Source organism: Tessaracoccus coleopterorum (assembly GCF_011174705.1).
Lineage (GTDB): Bacteria > Actinomycetota > Actinomycetes > Propionibacteriales > Propionibacteriaceae > Arachnia > Arachnia coleopterorum.
The window spans coordinates 303,726-323,817 of the sequence record NZ_JAANIJ010000001.1; the positions used below are offsets into that span (position 1 = coordinate 303,726).

At 71.9% G+C, this 20,092-nt stretch carries 10 protein-coding genes, 13 pseudogenes and 2 riboswitches; of the genes and pseudogenes, 5 read left to right on the forward strand and 18 right to left on the reverse strand.

Annotated features, from left to right (window positions below; genetic code table 11):
- Positions 1 to 76 precede the first annotated feature (76 nt).
- Positions 77 to 816, reverse strand: a pseudogene (gene dapB, locus G7085_RS01980) (4-hydroxy-tetrahydrodipicolinate reductase).
- Between the two features lie 340 nt (positions 817 to 1,156).
- Between dapB and G7085_RS29090 the strand changes: the two are divergent.
- The 3 genes and pseudogenes from G7085_RS29090 (at position 1,157) to G7085_RS31835 (ending at position 1,860) form a co-directional block, all read left to right on the forward strand.
- Entirely contained in the window at positions 1,157 to 1,426 is a 270-nt protein-coding gene (locus tag G7085_RS29090; RefSeq protein WP_331715420.1) for a cobalt-precorrin-5B (C(1))-methyltransferase, read from the forward strand.
- Positions 1,377 to 1,688, forward strand: a pseudogene (locus tag G7085_RS29095) (cobalt-precorrin-5B (C(1))-methyltransferase); the annotation flags it as partial. The gene G7085_RS29090 and the pseudogene G7085_RS29095, both read left to right, overlap by 50 nt.
- A 40-nt stretch (positions 1,689 to 1,728) precedes the next feature.
- Positions 1,729 to 1,860 carry a hypothetical protein gene (locus tag G7085_RS31835; RefSeq protein WP_331715906.1) on the forward strand — a complete coding sequence of 44 codons (132 nt, stop codon included), beginning with the start codon at positions 1,729 to 1,731 and terminating at the stop codon, positions 1,858 to 1,860.
- 415 nt (positions 1,861 to 2,275) lie between these two features.
- On the opposite strand, the pseudogene cobA reads toward G7085_RS31835, so the two are convergent.
- The 3 pseudogenes from cobA to cobO all read right to left on the reverse strand — a co-directional run bounded on the left by cobA (position 2,276) and on the right by cobO (position 6,120).
- Positions 2,276 to 3,017: pseudogene (cobA, locus tag G7085_RS01990) on the reverse strand (uroporphyrinogen-III C-methyltransferase).
- Positions 3,002 to 5,529 (reverse strand): annotated as a pseudogene (locus G7085_RS36155) (cobyrinate a,c-diamide synthase). Before G7085_RS36155 ends, cobA begins: the two co-directional pseudogenes overlap by 16 nt.
- Positions 5,523 to 6,120 (reverse strand): annotated as a pseudogene (gene cobO / locus G7085_RS02005) (cob(I)yrinic acid a,c-diamide adenosyltransferase). Before cobO ends, G7085_RS36155 begins: the two co-directional pseudogenes overlap by 7 nt.
- Positions 6,121 to 6,143: 23 nt before the next feature.
- Between cobO and G7085_RS31845 the strand changes: the two are divergent.
- Positions 6,144 to 6,731 carry a bifunctional cobalt-precorrin-7 (C(5))-methyltransferase/cobalt-precorrin-6B (C(15))-methyltransferase gene (locus G7085_RS31845; RefSeq protein WP_197509801.1) on the forward strand — a complete coding sequence of 196 codons (588 nt, stop codon included), beginning with the start codon at positions 6,144 to 6,146 and terminating at the stop codon, positions 6,729 to 6,731.
- Here the strand turns inward: G7085_RS31845 and G7085_RS02015 are convergent.
- The 14 genes and pseudogenes from G7085_RS02015 to G7085_RS02070 all read right to left on the reverse strand — a co-directional run bounded on the left by G7085_RS02015 (position 6,703) and on the right by G7085_RS02070 (position 18,918).
- Positions 6,703 to 7,526 (reverse strand): annotated as a pseudogene (locus G7085_RS02015) (energy-coupling factor ABC transporter ATP-binding protein). The gene G7085_RS31845 and the pseudogene G7085_RS02015 sit on opposite strands and share 29 nt — an antisense overlap.
- A complete protein-coding gene (gene cbiQ, locus G7085_RS02020; RefSeq protein ID WP_331715421.1) occupies positions 7,523 to 8,143 on the reverse strand; it encodes a cobalt ECF transporter T component CbiQ in 621 nt (206 codons plus the stop codon). The pseudogene G7085_RS02015 and the gene cbiQ overlap by 4 nt, the downstream one beginning before the upstream one ends.
- Before the next feature lie 129 nt (positions 8,144 to 8,272).
- Entirely contained in the window at positions 8,273 to 8,467 is a 195-nt protein-coding gene (locus G7085_RS02025) for an energy-coupling factor ABC transporter substrate-binding protein (RefSeq protein WP_197509802.1), read from the reverse strand.
- Positions 8,464 to 8,598 carry a hypothetical protein gene (locus G7085_RS29105; RefSeq protein WP_269451746.1) on the reverse strand — a complete coding sequence of 45 codons (135 nt, stop codon included), beginning with the start codon at positions 8,596 to 8,598 and terminating at the stop codon, positions 8,464 to 8,466. The genes G7085_RS02025 and G7085_RS29105 overlap by 4 nt, the downstream gene beginning before the upstream one ends.
- Positions 8,591 to 9,272: pseudogene (locus G7085_RS02030) on the reverse strand (energy-coupling factor ABC transporter permease). The gene G7085_RS29105 and the pseudogene G7085_RS02030 overlap by 8 nt, the downstream one beginning before the upstream one ends.
- 9 nt (positions 9,273 to 9,281) lie before the next feature.
- A riboswitch (adenosylcobalamin (AdoCbl) riboswitch) is annotated at positions 9,282 to 9,417 on the reverse strand.
- A 177-nt stretch (positions 9,418 to 9,594) separates the two neighbouring features.
- A pseudogene (locus G7085_RS02035) lies at positions 9,595 to 10,244 on the reverse strand (precorrin-8X methylmutase).
- A pseudogene (locus G7085_RS02040) lies at positions 10,241 to 11,462 on the reverse strand (CbiX/SirB N-terminal domain-containing protein). Before G7085_RS02040 ends, G7085_RS02035 begins: the two co-directional pseudogenes overlap by 4 nt.
- Positions 11,459 to 13,842, reverse strand: a pseudogene (gene cobJ, locus G7085_RS31850) (precorrin-3B C(17)-methyltransferase). Before cobJ ends, G7085_RS02040 begins: the two co-directional pseudogenes overlap by 4 nt.
- Positions 13,843 to 13,873: 31 nt before the next feature.
- Positions 13,874 to 14,673, reverse strand: a pseudogene (gene cobM, locus G7085_RS02050) (precorrin-4 C(11)-methyltransferase); the annotation flags it as partial.
- An 82-nt stretch (positions 14,674 to 14,755) separates the two neighbouring features.
- Positions 14,756 to 15,409, reverse strand: coding sequence for a precorrin-2 C(20)-methyltransferase (cobI, locus tag G7085_RS02055; RefSeq protein WP_331715422.1), 654 nt, complete (start codon positions 15,407 to 15,409; stop codon positions 14,756 to 14,758).
- A 31-nt stretch (positions 15,410 to 15,440) separates the two neighbouring features.
- A riboswitch (cobalamin riboswitch) is annotated at positions 15,441 to 15,567 on the reverse strand.
- A 186-nt stretch (positions 15,568 to 15,753) separates the two neighbouring features.
- Positions 15,754 to 17,197, reverse strand: a pseudogene (locus G7085_RS02060) (cobyric acid synthase).
- Positions 17,194 to 17,526: a cobalamin biosynthesis protein gene (locus G7085_RS29110; protein ID WP_269451993.1), complete on the reverse strand. Its 333-nt coding sequence runs from the start codon at positions 17,524 to 17,526 to the stop codon at positions 17,194 to 17,196. Before G7085_RS29110 ends, G7085_RS02060 begins: the two are co-directional and overlap by 4 nt.
- Positions 17,468 to 18,016: a cobalamin biosynthesis protein gene (locus tag G7085_RS23430; protein WP_231979145.1), complete on the reverse strand. Its 549-nt coding sequence runs from the start codon at positions 18,014 to 18,016 to the stop codon at positions 17,468 to 17,470. Before G7085_RS23430 ends, G7085_RS29110 begins: the two co-directional genes overlap by 59 nt.
- 338 nt (positions 18,017 to 18,354) lie before the next feature.
- Positions 18,355 to 18,918 (reverse strand): histidine phosphatase family protein, encoded by a 564-nt coding sequence (locus G7085_RS02070; RefSeq protein ID WP_197509803.1) that lies wholly within the window; start codon positions 18,916 to 18,918, stop codon positions 18,355 to 18,357.
- Positions 18,919 to 18,972: 54 nt separating this feature from the next.
- Between G7085_RS02070 and G7085_RS23435 the strand changes: the two are divergent.
- A pseudogene (locus tag G7085_RS23435) lies at positions 18,973 to 19,759 on the forward strand (cobalt-precorrin-6A reductase).
- The last annotated feature ends 333 nt before the right edge of the window (positions 19,760 to 20,092 follow it).

The window sequence follows — 20,092 nt, forward strand, 5'->3', positions numbered from 1 at the left end:
CCGTTATCAAACCGTTATAAATCAGGCATCGTGACGCACCCCGCCCCGATGGTCGCGGCGGGCGGAGCGACCTGCACTAGATGCCCAGGACCTGCTCCATCTCGAGCGTCAGCCCGGGCCTGTCGACGATGTAGCGGATGCCCGCGATCACGCCCGGCATGAAGGAGACCCGGTCGAACGAGTCGTGGCGGATCGTCAGCGTCTCGCCGGTGTCGCCGAACAGGACCTCCTGGTGCGCGACGAGGCCCTGCAGGCGGACGCCGTGGATGTGGATGCCGTCGACCACCGCGCCGCGGGCGCCGTCGTCGTGCACCGTGGCGTCGGGGACCGGCCCGAGCGCGGCCGCCGCCCGTCCGGCAGAGATCCTGCGGGCGGTGGTGGCGGAGGTCCCCGAGGGGGCGTCGGCCTTGTTCGGGTGGTGCAGTTCGATGATCTCGGCCGACGGGTAGAACCGCGCCGCCTTCTCGGCGAACTGCATCATCAGGACCGCACCGATGGAGAAGTTCGAGGCGATCAGGACTCCGACCTCGGGACGGTCGGCGAGCAGTGCGCGGACCGCGTCGAGGCGCTCGGGGGTGAATCCGGTGGTGCCGATCACCATGGAGATGCCGCGGTCGACGCACCAGGCGATGTTGTCCATCACCGCGTCGGGATGGGTGAAGTCGACGACGACCTTCGCCCGCTCGACCTGCTCGCGGGCTCGCCGAGGTCGCTCCCACCGACCACGGTCATGCCGTCGGCACGACCGACGGCCCGCACGACCTCGCTGCCCATGCGACCGCTGACCCCGAAAACCCCGACCTGAATGTCGCTCATCACTCGCCCTCCCGCACTTCTGATTCCCCACCAGTCAACCAGCCAGGGCGCCAGGGGCAACGGCGCGCGCCGCCGGTCACGGGTTCCGGGATCGGGGCCACTGTTTCCGGGGCCATGGGCTCTCCGCAGATGCCGACGACACCGAGCGGCACGCTTGCCGCTCATCGAGGTGGACAGACACCGGTGCACTGAGGGGTGGTCGGCGGGAGCGGAGGTTGGCTGGATAGGGTGACGGTGTGACGGACGCGGAGGGTGGAAGACGCGGGCAGTTGAGGTCCTCCGGGCTGCGCCCGGGTGGACGACGGGTGCCTGCGCCGCGGCGGCCGCGACCGCCGCCTGGGTGGCGCTGCACACCGGCGAGTTCCCGGACCCGGTGCGGGTCTGCCTCCCGAAGGGGCACGACGTCGCATTCGCGCTGACTCAGGAGGAGCTGGCCGACGGCGTTGCGATGGCCGCGGTGCAGAAGGATGCAGGCGACGACCCCGACGTCACCCACGGAGCCGTGGTCAGGGCGCACGTCCGGCGCGGGGCGTCCGGCGGGGGATCAGGTTCCGGGCGGACCCGGAGTCGGGCGGGTCACACTGCCTGGTCTGCCGCTGGCGGTCGGTGAGCCCGCCATCAACCCCGGCCCGCGCGGGTACATCGCAGACAACCTGGCCCGCGCCTCCGCGCGCCTCGGTGTCGCGACGGATGCCGTTGTCGAGATCTCGGTCGACGGCGGGGAGGAGCTGGCGCGCCGGACGTGGAACCCGCGGATCGGCATCGTGGGCGGCATTTCCATCCTCGGCACCACCGGTGTCGTTGTCCCGTACTCGTGCTCGGCGTGGATCGACTCGATCCGGCGCGGCGTCGACGTCGCCCGCGCCGCGGGCTTACCCACCTGGCGGGTGTACCGGGTCGACGTCGGAACGGGTGGCAACGGAACTGTTCGGACTCCCCGAACTCGCGCTCCTGGACATGGGCGACTTCGTCGGCGCCGTGCTGAAGTATGTCTCGCGTCATCCCGTAGAGCGGCTCACCCTGGTGGGGGCTTCGCGAAGCTGAGCAAGCTCGCCGCTGGCCACCTCGACCTGCACTCGCACCGCACCGCCGTCGACACGACGCACCTGGCCGACCTGGCCTCCTCTGCCGGTGCCTCACCCACCCTCACCGAGGAGGTGCGGGCGTCGAACACGGCGATGCGCGCGCTCCAGCTGTGTCATGCCGCGGGCGTCCCGCTGGGTCACACCATCGCCGCCGCCGCCCGCGCACGGGCCGAGAGGGTGCTCCGCGGCGCGCCGGTGAGTATCGGTGTGGTCTGCATCGACCGCGCGGGATCAGTCGTCGGGTCGGCGTGATTTCCACAGAGACCCAGCCTCCCGACGCTGAACCGGGCCAACCGTGCCTTCCGACACAGAAGGATCGTCACGCGCCATCCCTCGTCCGCCGGGCACACCCCGTCAAGAACTACAGGTGGAAATCACGTGAGTCGGAGGCCCGCGACGTCGCCGATCACCACGATCGCGGGCGGACGCACGCTGCTGGCCTCGGAGATGGCGGCGATGTCGGCGAGCGTGCCGGTCCACGACTGCTGCCTCGCCGTCGAGCCTTCGGCGACGATGGCCGCGGGCGTCAAGGCGGGGAGGCCGCCGTCGATGAGGGCCTCGGTGATCTCCGGCAGGCACTTCACGGCCATGAGAAGGACGAGGGTCGTGCGGGTGGCGGCGAGGGCCTTCCAGTCAAGCTGGCTGCGCGGATCGCCGGGCGGGACGTGTCCCGAGACGACGGTGAAGCCCTGCGACAAGGTGCGGTGGGTCACGGGAATCCCGCGAGGGCGGGCACTGCGACAGCCGAGGTGACGCCGGGGATGACGCGCACGGGCACGCCCGCCTCGGCGCAGGCCTGCCACTCCTCTCCGCCACGGCCGAACACGAAGTTGTCGCCGCCCTTCACACGCACGACGCGCAGCCCCTCCTCGCCCGGTCGATAAGGATGCCGTTGATCTCCTCCTGCGGCGTGAACGCTCCACGCGGGATCTTGCCGACGTTGACGAGCTCCGCGTCGGGGTTCACCTCGCCCAGCGAGCTGACCGGCCCCAGTCGGTCGTGGACGACAACGTCGGCCTGCTGGATGGCACGCAGCCCCGCGACGGTGAGGAGATCGGGATCGCCGGGGCCTCCTCCCACGAGCACGACCTCGCCGGGCTTCAGTTCTTGCTGCATTGGCGTTCCTTGATGTCTGAGAGGGCCGCGACGAGCCCTGCGTGGTGGTCGGGGGTGCGGGCGGCGAGTCGCAGCCACGACGGGCCGAGGCCGGGAACGACTCTCCGCGGCGGACAGCGTAGCCGCGCGCGGCGAGCGGCTCCCGGAGGGATCCGGGAGCGATGCCCGACGTGTTGACGAGGACGAAGGGGCCGCGCCGTCGATGGGTCTCAGGCTCGCGGCGCGGAGGCGGTCGGCCAGGTCCGCGCGGGCGGCGACGCCCTCTGCGGCCAGGCGCGCGGCCTCGCCGCGGCGCTCGGGTGAGAGGCAGGCGAGAGTGGCCGCGATGGCGGGCGTGGACACCGACCACGGCGGCTGTTGGGCGCGCAGCCGGGCGATGAGGATCGGATCGCCGACGACGTACCCCACCCGGATGCCTGCGATCGCCCACGTCTTGGTGAGGGAACGCAGGACGAGTCGGCCCGGCATGGCATCGGCGATGATCGTCTGGGCCCGTGCGGGATCGTGTCGAGGAAGGCCTCGTCGACGACGAGGGTCCGGGCACGCAGGGCGAGCAGGTCCTCGCGCCGGTGCAGCACGGCCGTGGGATTGGTGGGATTCCCGACGATGGCGAGGTCGACCGGGGAACCGAAGCGGGGTCGAGGCGGAAGCCATCGTCTGCGGCGAGGAGGTGGCGTCGTGGGGTGCGTCCGGCGGCGAGGAGGGCCGCCTCGGGCTCGGTGAACTGCGGATGGACGACGACGGCGTCGCCGTGGATCGCACGAGCGATCAGCGTGAATGCCTCGGCCGCCCCGCGACGGGAGGACCATGTCCTCCCCGACCCGTGATGCGCGGCGATCGCGGCTCGCGCCGGCGCAGGATCGGGGTAGGAGGCCCAGTCGGCTTCGCGGAGGATCGCCTCGACGAGCCACCCGGGCGTCCGCGGTTGGCGTACGTTGACCGCGAAGTCGATCAATCCGGGCGCGAGATCCCTGTCCCGTGGTGCGCCAGATCCGCTCCCGGATGTTGTTGACTCGGCTCGACGCGGACGACGGCCGAGGGCAATCGGGCTTGCCTGATCGCCGACGCAGAGGAGGTCGTTTCAGCGCGAAGTGCGACCCCGAGGTCAGCGGTCGCCTCCTGCGGCGCGGTCCGGCTCAGCCAGCGGTGATGGACCGCATCTGTGAAACGCCGGGCCAGCTGCGGGTGGCCGGCCCAGTGGACGTGAAGGTAGGACGCGTGCAGCGTCGGGGACGAGACGCCGTCGCGGCGGCCGTCGAGGACCCAGGCGGCGCGCTCGCCGGGGTCGGCGGTGGTGCGGTGGAACTCGTGCCCGGTGATCGTCTCGCCGACCCGGCCAAGCAGCGAGTCGGCCTCCGCGGTCGCCTCCCGGTAGCCCATGGTCAGCTTGGCGGTCATCGCCGAGGTGCCCGGCAGCGCCCCGACCATCGGCTCGCCGTCGAGCTCCCGGCACAGATACAGCAGCCCCGCGCACTCGGCGACGGTGGGCACGCCGTCTGCGATGGCGTCGCGGATCGCGGCGAGAAGGGGCTTGTTGCCCGCGAGCTCCTTGGCGTGCACCTCGGGGAAGCCTCCGCCGAGCCAGAGCCCCGCCGTTCCCGCGGGAAGCTCGGTGTCCGTCAGCGGGTCGAACACCACCGGTTCACACCCCGCCGCGATCAGGAGCTCGTCGGTTTCGGGGTACCGGAACGTGAACGCGCGTCCGCCCGCGATAGCGACTCTTGGCTGGGCGAGCCCTGCTCGATCTGCTCGTGGCGACACGATCACGGCGCTCCGCTCCGGGGATCGGGTCAACAGGTGGTGGGGATCCCAAGGCTTCGCGTCAAGCGGGCCGGCCGTGCGAGCGATGGCCAGCAACGCGTCGAGGTCGACGTGCCCGGCGACCGCCCTGCCCATGGCGACGATGCCCGCGTCGTCGCGCTCCGCAGCGGGGACCAGGCCGAGGTGCCGCGAGGGGCCTCAATCTCCAGATTCCGCGGCAGCACGCCCAGCACCGGCACGCCGACGCCCTCGACCGCCGCGCGCGCCTCCGCCTCGTGACGCGGGCTGCCGATCTGGTTCAGGACAACGCCGGCGATCCGGACGTCCGGGTCGAATCCGGCCATGCCGAGCGCCACCGCGCCGACACTGCGCGAGGTGTGCCGGGCATCGACGACTAGCACCACGGGGGCGTCGATCAGGCGCGCGACGTGAGCCGTCGAGGCGAAGCCGTCGGTGCCGAGGCGCCCGTCGAACAGGCCCATCACGCCCTCCACGACGGCGACGTCGGCACCCTTCGCGCCGTGCAGCAGCAGCGGGCCATCAGCTCCTCGCCGCAGAGGAACGGGTCGAGGTTGCGGCCCGGCCTGCCTGAGGCGAGTGCGTGATAGCCGGGATCGATGTAGTCGGGGCCGACCTTGAACGGCGCCACCTCGACACCGCGGCCGTGTAGGGCGGCCATGACGCCGGTCGCCACCGTCGTCTTGCCGTGCCCGGAGGCGGGCGCGGCGATCACGAAGCGTGGGATCACCATTCGATGCCCGCCTGCCCCTTCTGCCCCTTGTCGAAGGGTGCTTGACCTTTGTCATCTCGGTGACGAGGTCGGCAAGGTCGAGGATGGGCTGCGGGCAGCGTCGCCCCGTGATGACCACGTGCTGGGTCCCGGGGCGTTCCCGCAGCGTCGCGGCGACCTCGTCGACATCGACCCAGCCCCACGCCATCGGGTAGGTGAACTCGTCAAGCAGCCAGAAGCGGTGCCGCTCCTCCGCGATGCCCTGCCTGACGTGCGCCCAGGCGGCCCTGGCCGCGTCCTCCGCGCTCACCTCGCCGCCGTGGGCCGAGCGCATCCAGGTGCAGCCGGTGCCCATCCGCTCGAAGGTGACGTTGCCGTCGAGCTCGCCGAGCCTCGTCAGCGCCTGGTACTCCCCGTCGTCCAGGACGCGGACTTCACGAACTGGTAGACGCCGACGGGCCAGCCCTGCGCCCATGACCGCAGGGCCGTGCCCACGGCGGCGCTGGTCTTGCCCTTGCCGTCTCCGGTGTAGACCAGCAGCAGCGGACGGCTGCGCCGCTCCTTCGTCGTGAGGCCGTCGCCGGGGTCGACGGTGGTGCGTCCTCTGGTCACGCTTCCTCCAATACGATGCGGGCATGATTGTCGATCGAGACGCGGCCCTGCTCGGGCGCATGCCCGGGCTGCCGGACGAGGTTTTCGCAAGCGATGGCCTCATCACGAAGCGGGTGATCCGCGCGAGCGCCCTGGCACATCTGCGGCCGCTGCCCGGGCAACTGCTGTGGGACGTCGGCACCGGCGCGGGTTCGATCGCCGTCGAATGGTGCCGGGCAGCCGAGGGGCTCGCGCCATCGGCGTCGAACGTCGGTCCGACCGGGCGTCGCGGGCCCTCGGCAACGCCGAGCGTCTCACCCGCGAAGGAGCCTTCCGGCTTGTCGAGGGGACGCCGCCGAGGTGCTGGGCGGTCTGCCCGCCCTGATGCCGTGTTCGTCGGCGGCGGCGGCACCCTGGAGGTGCTGGAGCTGGCCATGGCGGCGCTGCGCGACGGTGGTCGACTCGTCGTCCACGGCATCACCGTCGAGGCCGAGCAGCTGTGCGTGGCCGCTCACGAGCGCTGGGGCGGCCACCTGTCGCGGATCCAGGTCGAAAACGTCGAGCCGCTGGGATCGCTGCTCGGCTGGAAGCCGCTCCGCACCGTCACCCAGTGGGCGGTGGCGAAGGCCTAACACTGGATCGCTCGCGCCACGTCGTCGACGGTGCGGGCAGCGGGCTTGCGGGCAGCCCGAGCCGGTGCAGGAGTTCCAGCTGCCAGGGGCGGCGCAGGCGGGCGGAGGCGAGCAGGCCCTCGTCGCCGAGAATCGAGGGGTCCCCTGCCTGACGCGACGATCTCCGACCACCGCCACCTCGTCGGCCCAGCTCAGCGCAAGGTCGACGTCGTGCGTGGCCAGCATGACCGTGGTCTCGAGGCCGTCCAACGTCGTCATCAGCTCGGCGACACCTGCCGGGTCGAGCCCGGCGGTCGGCTCGTCCAGCAGTAGCACGGAGGGGCGCATCGCGACGGCGCCGGCGATGGCGACGCGCTTGCGCTCGCCGTAGCTCAATTGATGGGTGGGACGCTCGGCGAGGTGCGTGACGGCCAGCAGTTCGAGCGCCTCTTCGACGCGGGCGCGCGCGTCAGCCTCACCGAGGCCGAGGTTGAGCGGGCCGAAGGAGACGTCCTGCGTGACGTCGGCGCAGAACAGCTGGTCGTCCGGGTCCTGCAGCACCAGTTGCACCCGCCGCCGGTGCGCGCGCAACGAGGCCCTGTCGTGCGCCAGCGCCGTGCCCTCCGCGCGGATCGTGCCGCGGATCGGCGGGAGCGCGCCAGCCAGGCAGCGCAGCAGGGTCGTCTTGCCGGATCCGTTCGGGCCGAGCAGCGCCATGCGGACGCCGCGTCGGATCGAGACACCCGCGCCGTCGAGCACCGGTGCGTTCCCGGGGAATCCCGCTGTGAGGTCGACGGCACCGAGGATCTCGGTCATGCCGCCGCCCAGCAGAGGAGCCACACCCCGGACACGCCGGCCGCGGTCATCCCGACGAAGGACCAACTCCGGCGGCGGACGGGCGCCAACGTAACCAGCGAATCCTCGTAGCCACGGCCCTCGAGCCCGCGCTGCAGGCGCGCGGCGCGGTCCCACGTGCGCAGGATGATGCTCCCCGTCGTCGAGGCCACGGTGGCCCAGCGACGTCGGAACGTGGCCTCGTCGCCCAACCGCGCGTGCTGCGCGCCTCGCACCGCGATGGTGGCGGCCAACAGCAGGAACAACAGTCGATAGGTCAGCGACGCGATCTCCAGGAGCGGGTCCGGAAGGTGGAGTCCGCGTAACCAGGTCAGGACGTCGATCATCGGCGTCGTCGTGGCCAACACCATGATGGCGAGCGTGCCCGCGATGCCGTGGACGAAGAGCCCTGCCGCGGTGGTCAGCCCCTCCTGCGTGAGCCGCAACGGGCCGACGCCCCACCCGTCGCCACCGAACTGAAGGACGACGGGAAGGGTGCCGAGCAACAGGAAGGTCAACGGCGCGACGAGCACAGTGGCAAGCAGGGATGGTCGGATGCGGGCCGGGCCGATGATCAGGAAGACGGAGACCAGGGCCACGGCCACGCATCCGGGCCAGGGGGTGTGAGCAGCGCGGTGAGCACGAGCGCAAGACTGAGCAGCACCTTCTCCCCACTCGACGGCGCCGCCACGGGCTGGCCCAGGCGGCGTCGTCGATGGAGTAGGTGGTCACTGTCGTGCCGACTCCGGCTCGCGCCGGGCCGCAGCCCTGCCGCGGAGCTGGCCGAGGGCGAAGCCGAGAACTCCCGCACCGAGCGCCGCCTGGACGGCGAACAAGCCCGACTCGATCTCGCCGCTGCCGGGCTCGAAGATCGGGGAGAACCAGGGCAGGGCGCCGTGCTCATCCTCGAGGATCGCGGTCACGGCCGCGTCGCTGCCCCGAATGCCTCCTCGCCTTCCGCGGGCTTCGGGGCCATGGTCAGCGAGAACGCGAAGATCGCGACGATGACGGCCACGAGGGCCAGCCCGATGAACCAGTCCTTGCGCTCAAACATGAACGACCTCCTTGTCCGACGCGGTGACGCCCAAGCGAGCCAGCTCGGCCGGCGCGACGCGGGTGAAGAACCCGAACAGAAGCACCCGAGGACGCCTTCGGCGATGGACAGCGGGATCTGGGTGACGGCGAAGACGCCGAGGAACTTGGCGACGGCGCCCAGGAAGCCCGTCGTGGCGTCGGGGTAGGCCAGTGCCAGTTGCAGCGACGTGACGCAGTAGGTGAACAGGTTCGCCACGGCCATGGCGAAGAACACGCCCAGCCAGGTGGGGGCCTTCGCCGCCTTGAGCAGGCGCCAGACGCCGTAGCCCGCCCAGGGCCGGCGATCGCCATCGAGAACACGTTCGCGCCCAGCGTCGTCAGGCCGCCGTGCGCAAGCAACAGGGCCTGGAACAGCAGCACGACCGTGCCGAGGAACGCCATGACGGGCGGTTTGAACAGGATGGCCCCGGCTCCGGTGCCGGTGGGATGCGACGAGCTACCGGTCACCGACGGCAGCTTGATGGCCGAGAGGACGAAGGTGAAAGCACCCGCGGCGGCGAGCAGCAGCTTGTTCTCCGGGGATTTCTTCGCCTCGCGGAGGACGGCGCGCGCGCCATGAATCACGAATGGGGTGGCGACGGCGAACCATGCCGCGCATTGGAGGGGTGGGAGAAACCCTTCAGCGATGTGCATCTGCACTCCTTCCGCCGGGATTCAGCGTCCCGGGCGTCGGTCCGCGCAGGCCGAGTTCCTGACTTCCCCTGAAAGGGGCTCACAGTGGCGCGACCGTCCCGGACAACTCCCGGGTTCCTGTGCCTGCACGAAGCGGTTTTCTTGTTGTGAGGCCAGTCTTCCAGAGCCCCTCGCGCCTCCGGGGCCGGGGTCGCGTAAGCGGGTCGAGCGTCATGGAGGCGGCCCGCACCGCGTCGAGGATGACGCCGTGCCCTGTCCCATGGGCAACGGAAGCGAGCGCATCGACGAGCTCGGGCTCGCTCTGGTGCGGCCGAGAGAAGCGTCAGTCCTGGCGCGAGGTGTTGGTCAGCTCGTCGGTGCTGGCGATCGCGTTGACCGCCGCGACCGTCATGGCGCTCCCGCCGCGACGCCCCGGACCACCAGGTAGTCCAGGCCGAACGGGTTGGCGACCAGCGCCTCCTTTGACTCCGCAGCGCCGACGAAGCCGACCGGGATGCCGATCACAGCCGCGGGCCTGACCCCCGTCTCACCCACGATTTCCAGCAGGCGGAACAACGCCGTCGGGGCGTTTCCCACGGCGACGACGGCGCCCTCCAGCCGCGGCAGCCACAGGTCGACGGCGGCCATCGTCTTCGTGATGCCCTTCGCGGTCGCCACCTCGGCGAGCGCGGGGTCCTTGATGTGACAGACCACCTCGTTGTCACGGGGCAGCCGCGAGACGATGACGCCGGTGGCGACCATCGACGAGTCACAGAGGATGGGGGCACCGGCGCGCAGTGCGGCGTTGGCGGCCGCCACCACGTTCGGGGTGAACGCCACGTCGTCGGCGATGTCGGTGGCGCCGGCGGCGTGCACCATCCGCACGACGGCGCGGCTGACATCGGCCGGGAAGCGCGCCAGGTCGGTCTCGGCGCGGATGATCCGGAACGATTCCTCGTAGATCTCCTCGCCGGTCCTGAGATAGCCGGTCATGACGCCTCCCTGGACAGTGCGGAGCGGACGGATGCGAGTAGCGCGTCGCGGACGCCCCGGGAGCGGACGGGGTCGCGGCTGCCGAGCACGCCGACGGTGACGCCGTCGGAGTTCATGGTGATCGCGGTCCAGGCGCTGCCGCCCGTGGCGTCGTCGGCCCGCACACAGAACGTGCGTCCCTCCTCCGCCTCGGCAGCGATGAGGGCGTTGACGCGCGGGTCGTCGGTCTGGGCCAGGACGTACCAGGCGCCTGCGACATCGCCCTGGGCGTAGCCGCGCCGCTCCCAGGCGAGGCGCCCATCCGCGGCAAGCGCCTCCAGCACGGGCGTCACCGTCGGGGAGATCAGCGTGACGTCGGCGCCGGAATCAAGCAGCCGCGGCACCCGGCGGGTCGACACGGCGCCTCCCCCGACGACGACAACCCGGCGGCCCCCAGCCGCAGGCCGCTGAGGTAGGCGGGGCGCCCGCCCCGGGGCGTCCAGCAGCGTCTCCCGGTAACGGTCGGCGACCACGTGGGCCAGCTCGTCACAGGCGCCGATCACCTCGGCGACGCGCACCTGCGCATCCGGGTGGGCGGCGGCCCAGGCGGCCGACTGCTCGTGCGTCCACGTGCGCAGCCGTCCCGGGAACAGCCAGTGCCCCATGACGACGATCCTCCTGCCCCGGCCGCGTAGGTGCGGTCGAGCGCCTCCGGCAGGCTGGGCCGAGTCACCTGGATGAAACCGGGCTCGACCCCTGCCAGCCTCCCGTCTCGAAGTGCAGCCGGGCGAGCCGGACGTGGTCGGCGTTGGCGTCGGGCACCAGCGCGCCACGCCCCACGAGGACGACCGTGGTGTCGGCGGGAACCCAGTCCCCATCACCGCCGCGATCCGGTGGCGGACGGCATCGACGAGGCGCGGATCGGGCCCAAGGTGCGTCGCGTAGTCGATCGTGGAACCGGGCACGGCCTCCAGCGCCTCCGCGATGAACTGGGGGATGTCGACGCGGACGTGGCCGCCGGTGCCGAGCATCAGGGGACGACGACGGCGCGCGGATCCTCCTGGTGGCGGAGCACGTCGACGAGCGCTTCAGGGATCGACGGCGAGCTGAGCTCCACGAAACCGATGGCGACGCGCCTGTCCGGCAGCAGGGCCTGCACCCGGTCGGCGAGTTCCCGGCTGACGGCCTCCCCTGCGCGTCGCGGGTGCCGTGGGCGGCGATCACGAGTGGGGTGGTCATGCGGTGGGCTCCGTCGTCTCGGTGGGCTCCGTCGTCTCGGTGGGCATCCAGGCGTAGTCGCGGGGCGTGACGATCCGGGTCTCCCGCCGCCGGTGGTGACGAACCGCGTCGTGGACGAGCCGACGACCACCAGGGAGTTCATGTCCACCCATTCGGGGTTGAACTCGGCGAGTGTGCTGGTGATGACCTTCTGCCGCTTGCGGCAGGCCTGCTGCACCACGGCGACCGGCGTGTCGGGCGAGCGTCTGGTGCCGAGGATCTCGATGGCCCGCGGCAGGTGCCGCAGCCGGGTGCGGCTGCGGGGGTTGTACAGGGCGACGACGAAGTCGCCGTCCGCAGCGGCGAAGAGCCGCTTCTCGATGTTCTCCCAACTGGTGTGCAGGTCGGAGAGCGAGAGGGTCACGTGATCGTGGCCGAGCGGCGCACCGAGGATCGCCGAGGCGGCGAGGCTGGCGGTGACCCCGGGCACGATGTCGACGTCTATGCCGTCGGTGCCCTGTTCCAGGACGGGGCTGGCCATCGCATAGATGGCGGGGTCGCCGCCGCAGACCAGCGCGACATTCTCGCCGCCGCGGGCGGCTTCGATGGCTGCGGAGGTGCGCATCTCCTCGGTGCCCATCTTGGACGCCAGCACGCGGGTGCCGGGCCGGATCAGGTCGCGGATCTGCTTCACGTAAGGCCCGTAGCCGACGACGAAGGTGGCCTGGCGGAGCCGCTCCACGGCGCGGGGGTGAGCAGGTCGCGGGAGCCGGGGCCCAGGCCGACCACGCTGAGCCTCCCCCGCACGGGATCCGTCCGACGGCGCACGTCGCGTCCGCGTTGCGCTGCTTCGGCACGAGCAGCTCGGCGCCCTTGGCGAGGACGGAGGCCTCCGCCACCGACGGGGTGCCCACGTGCCCCTGCACCAGCGCGCTGGGCGTGGGCACGTCCTGCTCGGTGAGCGTCTCCGGCGTGAAGTCGAGCAGCGGCACCCCGAGTTGCTTCACGAGTTGCAGCAGGCCGATCTCACCGGCCTTGAGGTCGACGGTGGTGATCGCCGTCACGGATTCGAGGGCCAGGTCGTGCGCGGCCAGCGTCTCGGTGAGCAGCGCGCGCAGCGTCTCGAAGGGGGTGCCGCGGTTGCAGCCCATGCCGACCACGAGGCTCTTGGGGTGCAGCACCACCGTCGGTAGCTCCGACTCCGACACGCTCACGTGGTCGGTGACGACGATCCGCGCAGCCGCGTCGGCGGCGTCGACGGACACGTTCGCGGGCAGCGGGGCAGCGGCCAGGGGTGGACCTGCTCGACCCGCACGGGGTGCCGTTGATCAGCGCGCGGGTGACGCCCGCGACGTCGCCCGTGTAGGCCCAGCCGAGGGTGTCGAGCGCCGGGAGGTCGAGCGCGTCGGTGGCGGTGGTGAGGACGGGCGTGGCGCCGAGGCCGTCGGCGATGCGCCGCGCCAGGTCGTTGGCTCCGCCCGCGTGGCCGCCGACGAGCGGCACGGCGAACCGGCCCGCCTCGTCGATGACGACGACGCCGGGGTCGGTCTTCTTGTCGCGCAGCAGCGGCGCGATGAGTCGCGTCGTGGCGCCGAGCGCGAGGTGGCTGACGATCAGGTCGCACTCGGCCAGGCCCGGGGAATCAACTCAGAGGCAGGCCCGTCGTAGCGGATCGATGCCACGCCGAGCACGCCGTCGATCTGGTCGGCGTGCCTGCGCGCCGCCTGCGAGTTGGTGAGCTGCCCGACGACAGGCTCGTCGTGCTGCGTCCGCGCCGGGGATGCGCCCGAGATCAGCGCGCGGGTGTCGGGTGTGCCTGCGAGGATCAGGACGACGTTGGGCTCGGCGACGTCGGCGAGGGCCGCGGCCTCGAGAGCGGTCACCACGCGCACGCGCTCGTCCGCCTCGCCGAGCCGCTCGGCGAGTACGAAGGTGCGGCCGAGGTGGCCGACGGCGGCGGCGAGCTCGGCGATGCCCGCCCCTGCGAGGTGAGGACGGCCACCTTGGGGTGCCATTTCGCGGCGGCGGCGGCCTCGTCGATCGATGTGCCGTGCGCGGAAACGACCAGCGCATCGTCCCACGGCAGCGCGACGGCGGCGAAGGTGGCGGCGACGGAACTGACCGCCGGCCGGACCTTTACCTGGTGGCCCGCCAGGCGGATGCGGCGCACGATGCCGTGGAAGCCGGGGTCGCCGCTGGCGACCACCAAGGCGTCCTGATCGGGCCGCAGCGCGCCGAGGCGTTCCAGCGCCGGGGTCAGCGGGCCGAGCACCACCTGGCGCTCGGGGTCCACGCCCAGGTCGGCGAGGTGGCGGCGGCCGCCGACGACGAGTGCGGCGGCGCGGGCGAGGGCACGGGTGTCGTCGGAGAGCTCTCCGAGGTAGCCGTGAACGTGGATCATCGCGTCGTCTCCTGGGTGTGGACCGCGCCGGCCCGTGGGCGCGCAGGTCGCGTTGGGCGCCCGCCTCGGCGGAGCGGTATTCGTGTCGGAATCCGGGGTGATACAGGTGGCTGCGGGTGCCGCTGTGTCCCTCGGCGAGCGCGGGGCCGACCATGACGATGGTGTGCTTCCACAGCTTGTGTTCGCGCATGGTGGCCGACAGTTCGTCGAGGCGGCAGCGCAGCATCATCTCGTCGGGCCAGGTCACGCGGTACCCGACGATGCACGGCGTCTCGGGCGGGTAGCCACCGGCCAGCAGCTCCGCCTGCAGCTGCTTGTTGCGGGCCGCCGACAGGTAGAGCGCCATCGTCGCCCCATGCTGCGCGAAGCCGCGGACGGTCTCGCGCGGCGGCATGGGCGTGCGCCCTCCTCGAGCCTGGTGAGGATGAACGACTGGCAGACCTCGGGGATGGTGATCTCGGCGTTCATGCGGGCGGCGGTTGCCGAGTAGGCCGAGACTCCGGGGATCGTCTCGTAGTCGAGGCCCAGCTGGCGGCACAGCTCGTACTGCTCGCCGGTGGCGCCGTAGATGGACGGGTCGCCGGTGTGCACGCGGGCCACCAGGAGCCCCTCCTCGGCGGCCCGCCGGTAGTGGGCCTCGGTGTCCTCCAACGCTTCGGCCGCGGAGTCGACGATCAGGGCACCGGGCTTGGTGGTGGCCACGATCCCGGGGTGGACCAGCGACGACGCCCAGATGACGATGTCGGCCCCGGCGATCACGCGGGCACCGCGGACCGTGATCAGGTCGTCCGCGCCGGGGCCGGCGCCGACGAACACGACCCTGCCCTTCACAGTCGTCCCCCGGTCGTCTCCCGCGGCGGGCGGGGCAAGGACGGTGCTGAAGTACGGGCGGCCCGGTCGTCGTCGAGGTCGCTCAGCCGGTGCAGTTCCTGGTGGTCGAGGCCGATGTTGACGCCGAGCACGGCGTCACGGCCCTTGCCGCGGATGGTGGCCGCCACCTCGGGGAGGCGTCGTCCCCCTTGTACGCGACGACGGTGTCGACGGCGTCGAGCAGCTCGGCGACCTTCTCCATGCCGGCGGTCACGGGGACGAGCGCGAGCGTCTCGGTCCCCTCGACCAGCGGGGTGCGGCTCTCGGCGGCCAGCGCCTGCATGGCGGTGATGCCCGGCACCACCTTGATCTCGACCTCCGGCAGCAGTTCTGCGACGTGCGCGGCGAGATAGGAGAAGGTGGAGTAGACGCTGGGATCGCCCACCGTCGCGAACGCGACGAGAACCGCGCCGTCGCGGAAGGCACCGACGGCCGCATCGGCAGAGGCCTGCCAGGATGCCTTGCGCTTCTCACTGATACCGCGCTTGCAGGCCATGGAGAACGGGATGCGCACGATCCGCGCGTCCGGGCAGTTGAGGGTCACGATCTGCTCGGCCCTCCCGGGTCCGTCGCCGGATTCCTCCGTTGCCGGTACAAGGACGGCGTCCGCGGCGGACAGCAGCCGCATCGCCTTGAGGGTGATGAGTTCGGGATCGCCGGGGCCTACGCCTACGCCGACGAGAAGGGGATGCGCCACTGGGGCCGCCTTTCTGGGTGTCCTCGCCCGTGGAAACGACTTGCACGAGACGAGTTCCTGACTTCCCCTGGCGGGGTAACAGTGGCGGGACCGTGCCGGACTCTCACCGGCTTCCTCGGATCCTCGTGCGCTGCCCAGTCTTGCAGGCGACGCCTGAGCCACGCGCCCGGGGTCGCCTAACCGGCTACCTGACCTGCAGCAGCCGGTTGCGCGGGCCCCGCGCATCAGTGTGTCCGTTGCCTGTGACCGGCACGCAACCATGCCCGGTGCGACGTCGGTCCTCGGCCCTGCGATCCATCCTCCGAAGCACCACCGCTGATCGACGGACCTCTGACACAGAAACGCTAGCGGGCCAGCCCGAGGAGGGCGTCGGCGTCGATGTGGGTCTCGATGGCGTCGGCCGTCGTCTCGATCATCTGTTCGCGGAGCGCCGCGAAGCCGCGGCCGCTGTCGCGCGGTTGCCAGGGTGATCCCGCCTCGCGGGCGACCTCCCACAGCCAGGCGCGGCGGAAGTCGTCGCACTCCAGGGAACCGTGCCACATGGTGCCCCAGGCGGAGCCCGTGTGCGCGCCGTCGAGGAACGGCTCGGCACCGGGATCAACGGTGGGGCGGCCGTGGTGGATTGTGTAGCCGTCGACGGCGTGCCCGCGCCACTGGCCGGTGGGGCGGCCGAGAACCTTCTCGGCGTGGAAGCGGATGTCGACGGGCAGGAGACCGAGGCCGGGCGCGCCGCCGTCGCCCTCGACGTCGTCGTCGATGGTGCGGGCGAGCATCTGGAAACCGCCGCAGACGCCCAACACCGGACGCCCGGCGGCGGCGCGGCGGACGATGACGTCGGCGATGCCCGTCTCTCGAAGCCAGGCCAGGTCGCTGAGCGTGGACCGCGAGCCGGGGAGGACGACGACGTCGGCCCGCTCGACCTCGCGCGGGTCGACGGTGACAACGACCCTGACCCCGGGTTCCTGCGCCAGAGCGTCGATGTCGGTGGCGTTCGAGATGCGCGGGAGGCGGACGGCGGCGACGGTGAGGTCGTCGGCGGCGTCGGCGGCGACGCCGTCGCCCCTCCATCGCCCCACCTCCAGAGCATCCTCGCCATCGACCCATACCCCGGCCAGGTACGGCAGCACCCGAAGTTGGGCATCCCCGTGCGGCTGGAGATGTCGTCGAGGCCGGGGGCGAGGATGGACCGGTCACCGCGGAACTTGTTGATGACGTAGCCTGCGAGCAGCGCGCGGTCGGCGTCGTCAAGCAGCGCCCAGGTGCCGAAGAGGGAGGCGAGGACCCCACCGCGGTCGATGTCGCCGACGAGCACAGTCGGGAGGTCGAACCTTCTGGCCAGGCCCATGTTGGTGTAGTCGCCGCGGCGCAGGTTGATCTCCGCCGGGGAGCCTGCTCCCTCGCAGATGACGAGGTCGTGCGTGGAGGCGAGCTCCTCATAGGCTGCGTACGCGGCGTCGGCCAGGTGCGTCCGCGAGGTCGCATACTCCCCGCCTCGAGCGTCCCGTGCGGCTGCCCGCGGAGCACCACGAACGACCTCCGGTCTGTGCCGGGCTTCAGCAGCACCGGGTTCAGAAGCGACGACGGCACCACGCCCGCGGCGGTCGCCTGCAGGTACTGCGCGCGCCCGATCTCGGAGCCGTCAACACACACCATCGAGTTGTTGCTCATGTTCTGCGACTTGAACGGCGCGACGTCGATGCCGCGCCTCCGCGCCACCCGGCACAGCCCGGTGACGAACAGGCTCTTGCCTGCATCCGACGACGTCCCCGCGATCAGCAAGCCGGTCATCGCCTTCCCTTCCGTCGATCCTTGCGCGCACAGGTCCCTGCCCCGGTTGAGGACGGCCTGTATCGCCACACGTTCAGGCGTACCACGACATGTACACAGGCGATGGCCGAGGCCGAGGCGAGTGTCACCGCGGTGACCAGCCGTGACGCCTTGCGGAGGGCGCGCGCGGTGGGGCGGGGGCCGTCGCCGAGGAGGCCGCGCTCCTCCACCCGGCTGAAGTAGACGTTGCGGCCGCCGAGTTGGACGCCGAGCGCGCCCGCCCACGCGGCCTCACACCAACCACCGTTCGGGATGGGTGGTCCCGCGCGTCGCGGTGCATGATCCGCCAGGCGTCCCGGGTGCGCCCGCCGACGAGGGGGCGAGGAGACAGGCCAGCGCGCCGGTGACCCGGGCGGGCAGCCAGTCGGCGGCGTCGTCGAGCCTGGCCGCGGCAGTGCCGAAGCGGCGGTAACGGTCGTTCCTGTGCCCGACCATGGCGTCGAGCGTATTGAGGGCCCGGTGCACAACCATGCCGGGGATGCCCGCCGTCGCTCCCCAGAACAGTGAGGCCACGGCAGCGTCGGCGGTGTTCTCGGCCATCGACTCGACCGCGGCGCGGGCCAGCTCCGACTCGTCGAGGCCGGACGGATCGCGCCCGCACAGGTTGCCGAGCCGGGCGCGCGCGCCGTCGAGGTCGCCGTCGTCGAGCCGGTCGGCCATCAGCTCGCCCTCGCGCGCGAGGCTGCGGGCGCCGAGCACGGCCCAGGTGGTCAGCGCCGTCGCCGCCGCGTGGGCTATCGCGTTGCGGCGCGTGGCGCGCTCGAGGACGATCCCGGCCACGGCGACGGGGGCGACGGTGGCCGCGGCATAGGCCGCCCGCGGGACCGGTCGTCGGCGTAGAGCGGCCGTTCGACACGAGAGGCCCAGGTCCCGAACCACGCCACGGGATGGTGCCGGTGTGGGTCGCCGAACAGCTGATCCGCCACCACCCGAGGCCGATCCCGATGGCACGGCTGAGGGTGTGAGACATGAAGGCGAGGGTATCAGTGGCGCTGTCGGCGCCCGTTGGCAGGCTCATCGGTTTCGAAACGCAGACTCCACCGACGCCTCGTGCGGCGGAGCAAGCGGCGCGGGCACGACACCGGCGGAGGCGGCGGCCGTGGTTGGTGGTGCCGGGCTCACCCCACGTCAAGGGCGCGGGTCTCGACGTGACCGTTGGGCCAGGTGCTGTAGGTGACCCAGTCGACGTCGCGATGACCGCCACCATCCAGGATCGCCAACAGGATGCGCAGAGTGTCACCGTGCGAGACGAGCAGGACCTGGTCGGCGTCGGCGAACTCGGCGCGTAGCTCACCGACCAGGACGCGGAGCCTCGCCGCGACGTCGGCCATCGACTCTCCCCCGCCCCACCGCACCTCCGAGACGTGCACGCCCTCGGGTGTGGCCTCCTCCTCCAGCTCGCCGTAGTGCCTGCCCTCCAGCGATCCGAGTCCCTGCTCGCGCAGCAGTTCCGTCTCGCGCACTGGCAGGCCGTGCGCGGCGGCGACGACGTCGGCGGTCTGCCGGGCGCGCACCTGATCGCTGCTGAGGACGGCGACGAGCGGGAGCCCGGCCAGCCGGTTGCGGGCGTCCTCGGCCTGGCGGACGCCGTCGGCAGTCAGGGGCACATGATGCGTCTGGCCCTGCACGCGCTCCTCGACGTTCCACACCGACTGGCCGTGGCGGAGAAGGTGCAGGATCACGACAGCAGCCTACACGTCGGCCCGGCAACCCATCCGCCGGGATAGCCTTGCCCCGTGATCCTGGTACTCGGCGGCACGACGGAGGGGCGCGAGCTGTGCGCCGAACTCGACCGGCGCGGCGTCCCCAACCTGCAGTCGCTGGCGGGACGCACCGCCGACCCGCTGCTGTCGGAGTCCGTCCGGGTCGGCGGGTTCGGCGGGGCGGAGGGCTGCGCCGCTTCCTCACCGAGAGCGGCGTCACCGCCGTGGTCGACGCCACCCACCCCTTCGCCGCCGGGATCACGCGCAACGCGGCGGAGGCGTGCGCCGATCTGGAGGTTCGCCTGATCCGGGTGAACCGCCCCGGGTGGGCCTCGCATCCGCACGCCGATCGGTGGGTCTGGGTCGACGACCATGCGGCGGCCGCGGCGGCGGTCGTTGCGCCGGGGTCGGGAGATGCGGGTCGGGTCACCGGTTTCGACACCGCGGCTCCCTTCGCTCGGCGTCGACGCAACGAGCGGTCATCTCGCGCGGTGCTGCTGACAGTGGGCAGGCAGCACACGCTGGACTACTCCCCGCGCTCGACGACCGCTTCGTGCTCGCCCGCGTCGCCGAGCCGCCGGCGGGCGCCCTGCCGACCGGATGGAGGCTGGAACTGGCCCGCGGGCCGTTCACGCTCGACGGCGAACGGCGCCTGTTCGCAGAGCACGGCATCGACTGCCTCGTCACGAAGGACTCCGGAGGGGAGGCGACGGCGGCGAAGCTCCGGGTGGCGGACGAGGCCTGCGCCCGCGTCGTCATGATCCGACGACCCGCGCCCCCGACGGTGTGGAGCTGGTTCCCGACGCGAAGGCGGCGATGAGGCTGCTGCGCGAGGGCTAGCGTGCCGCGTCGGATACGCGTGGCGCTCTGCGGCCCGGCGCTCTACCCTCTTCCCTGCCCGCGGCATTCGAGCAGGTTCCGGCCCCCGGGCCTCGGTGAGGTGGGCGTCGTGACGACGAGCACCGCCGCAGCACGCGGATCGGGGAACTGCCCGTCGGCACCTGGGCAGGAGCCGTCTCCCCGACCGGCATTTCGGGCTCAACCGCAGGCCGACCAGCGTCGGGACGCAGCAAAGAGGCGCCGGGACCCAATGGGTCCCGGCGCCTCAGCGGATCCGGCACGGGCGTGTGCTCAGCAGGCCCCGTCTCCGCCG

What these genes read in the sequence shown, in the direction of transcription:
- G7085_RS29105 (WP_269451746.1), bottom strand. Translation starts at nt 8,598, where the DNA reads ATGTTTGAGCGCAAGGACTGGTTCATCGGGCTGGCCCTCGTGGCCGTC.
- G7085_RS31845 (WP_197509801.1), top strand. Translation starts at nt 6,144, where the DNA reads ATGATTGTCGATCGAGACGCGGCCCTGCTCGGGCGCATGCCCGGGCTG.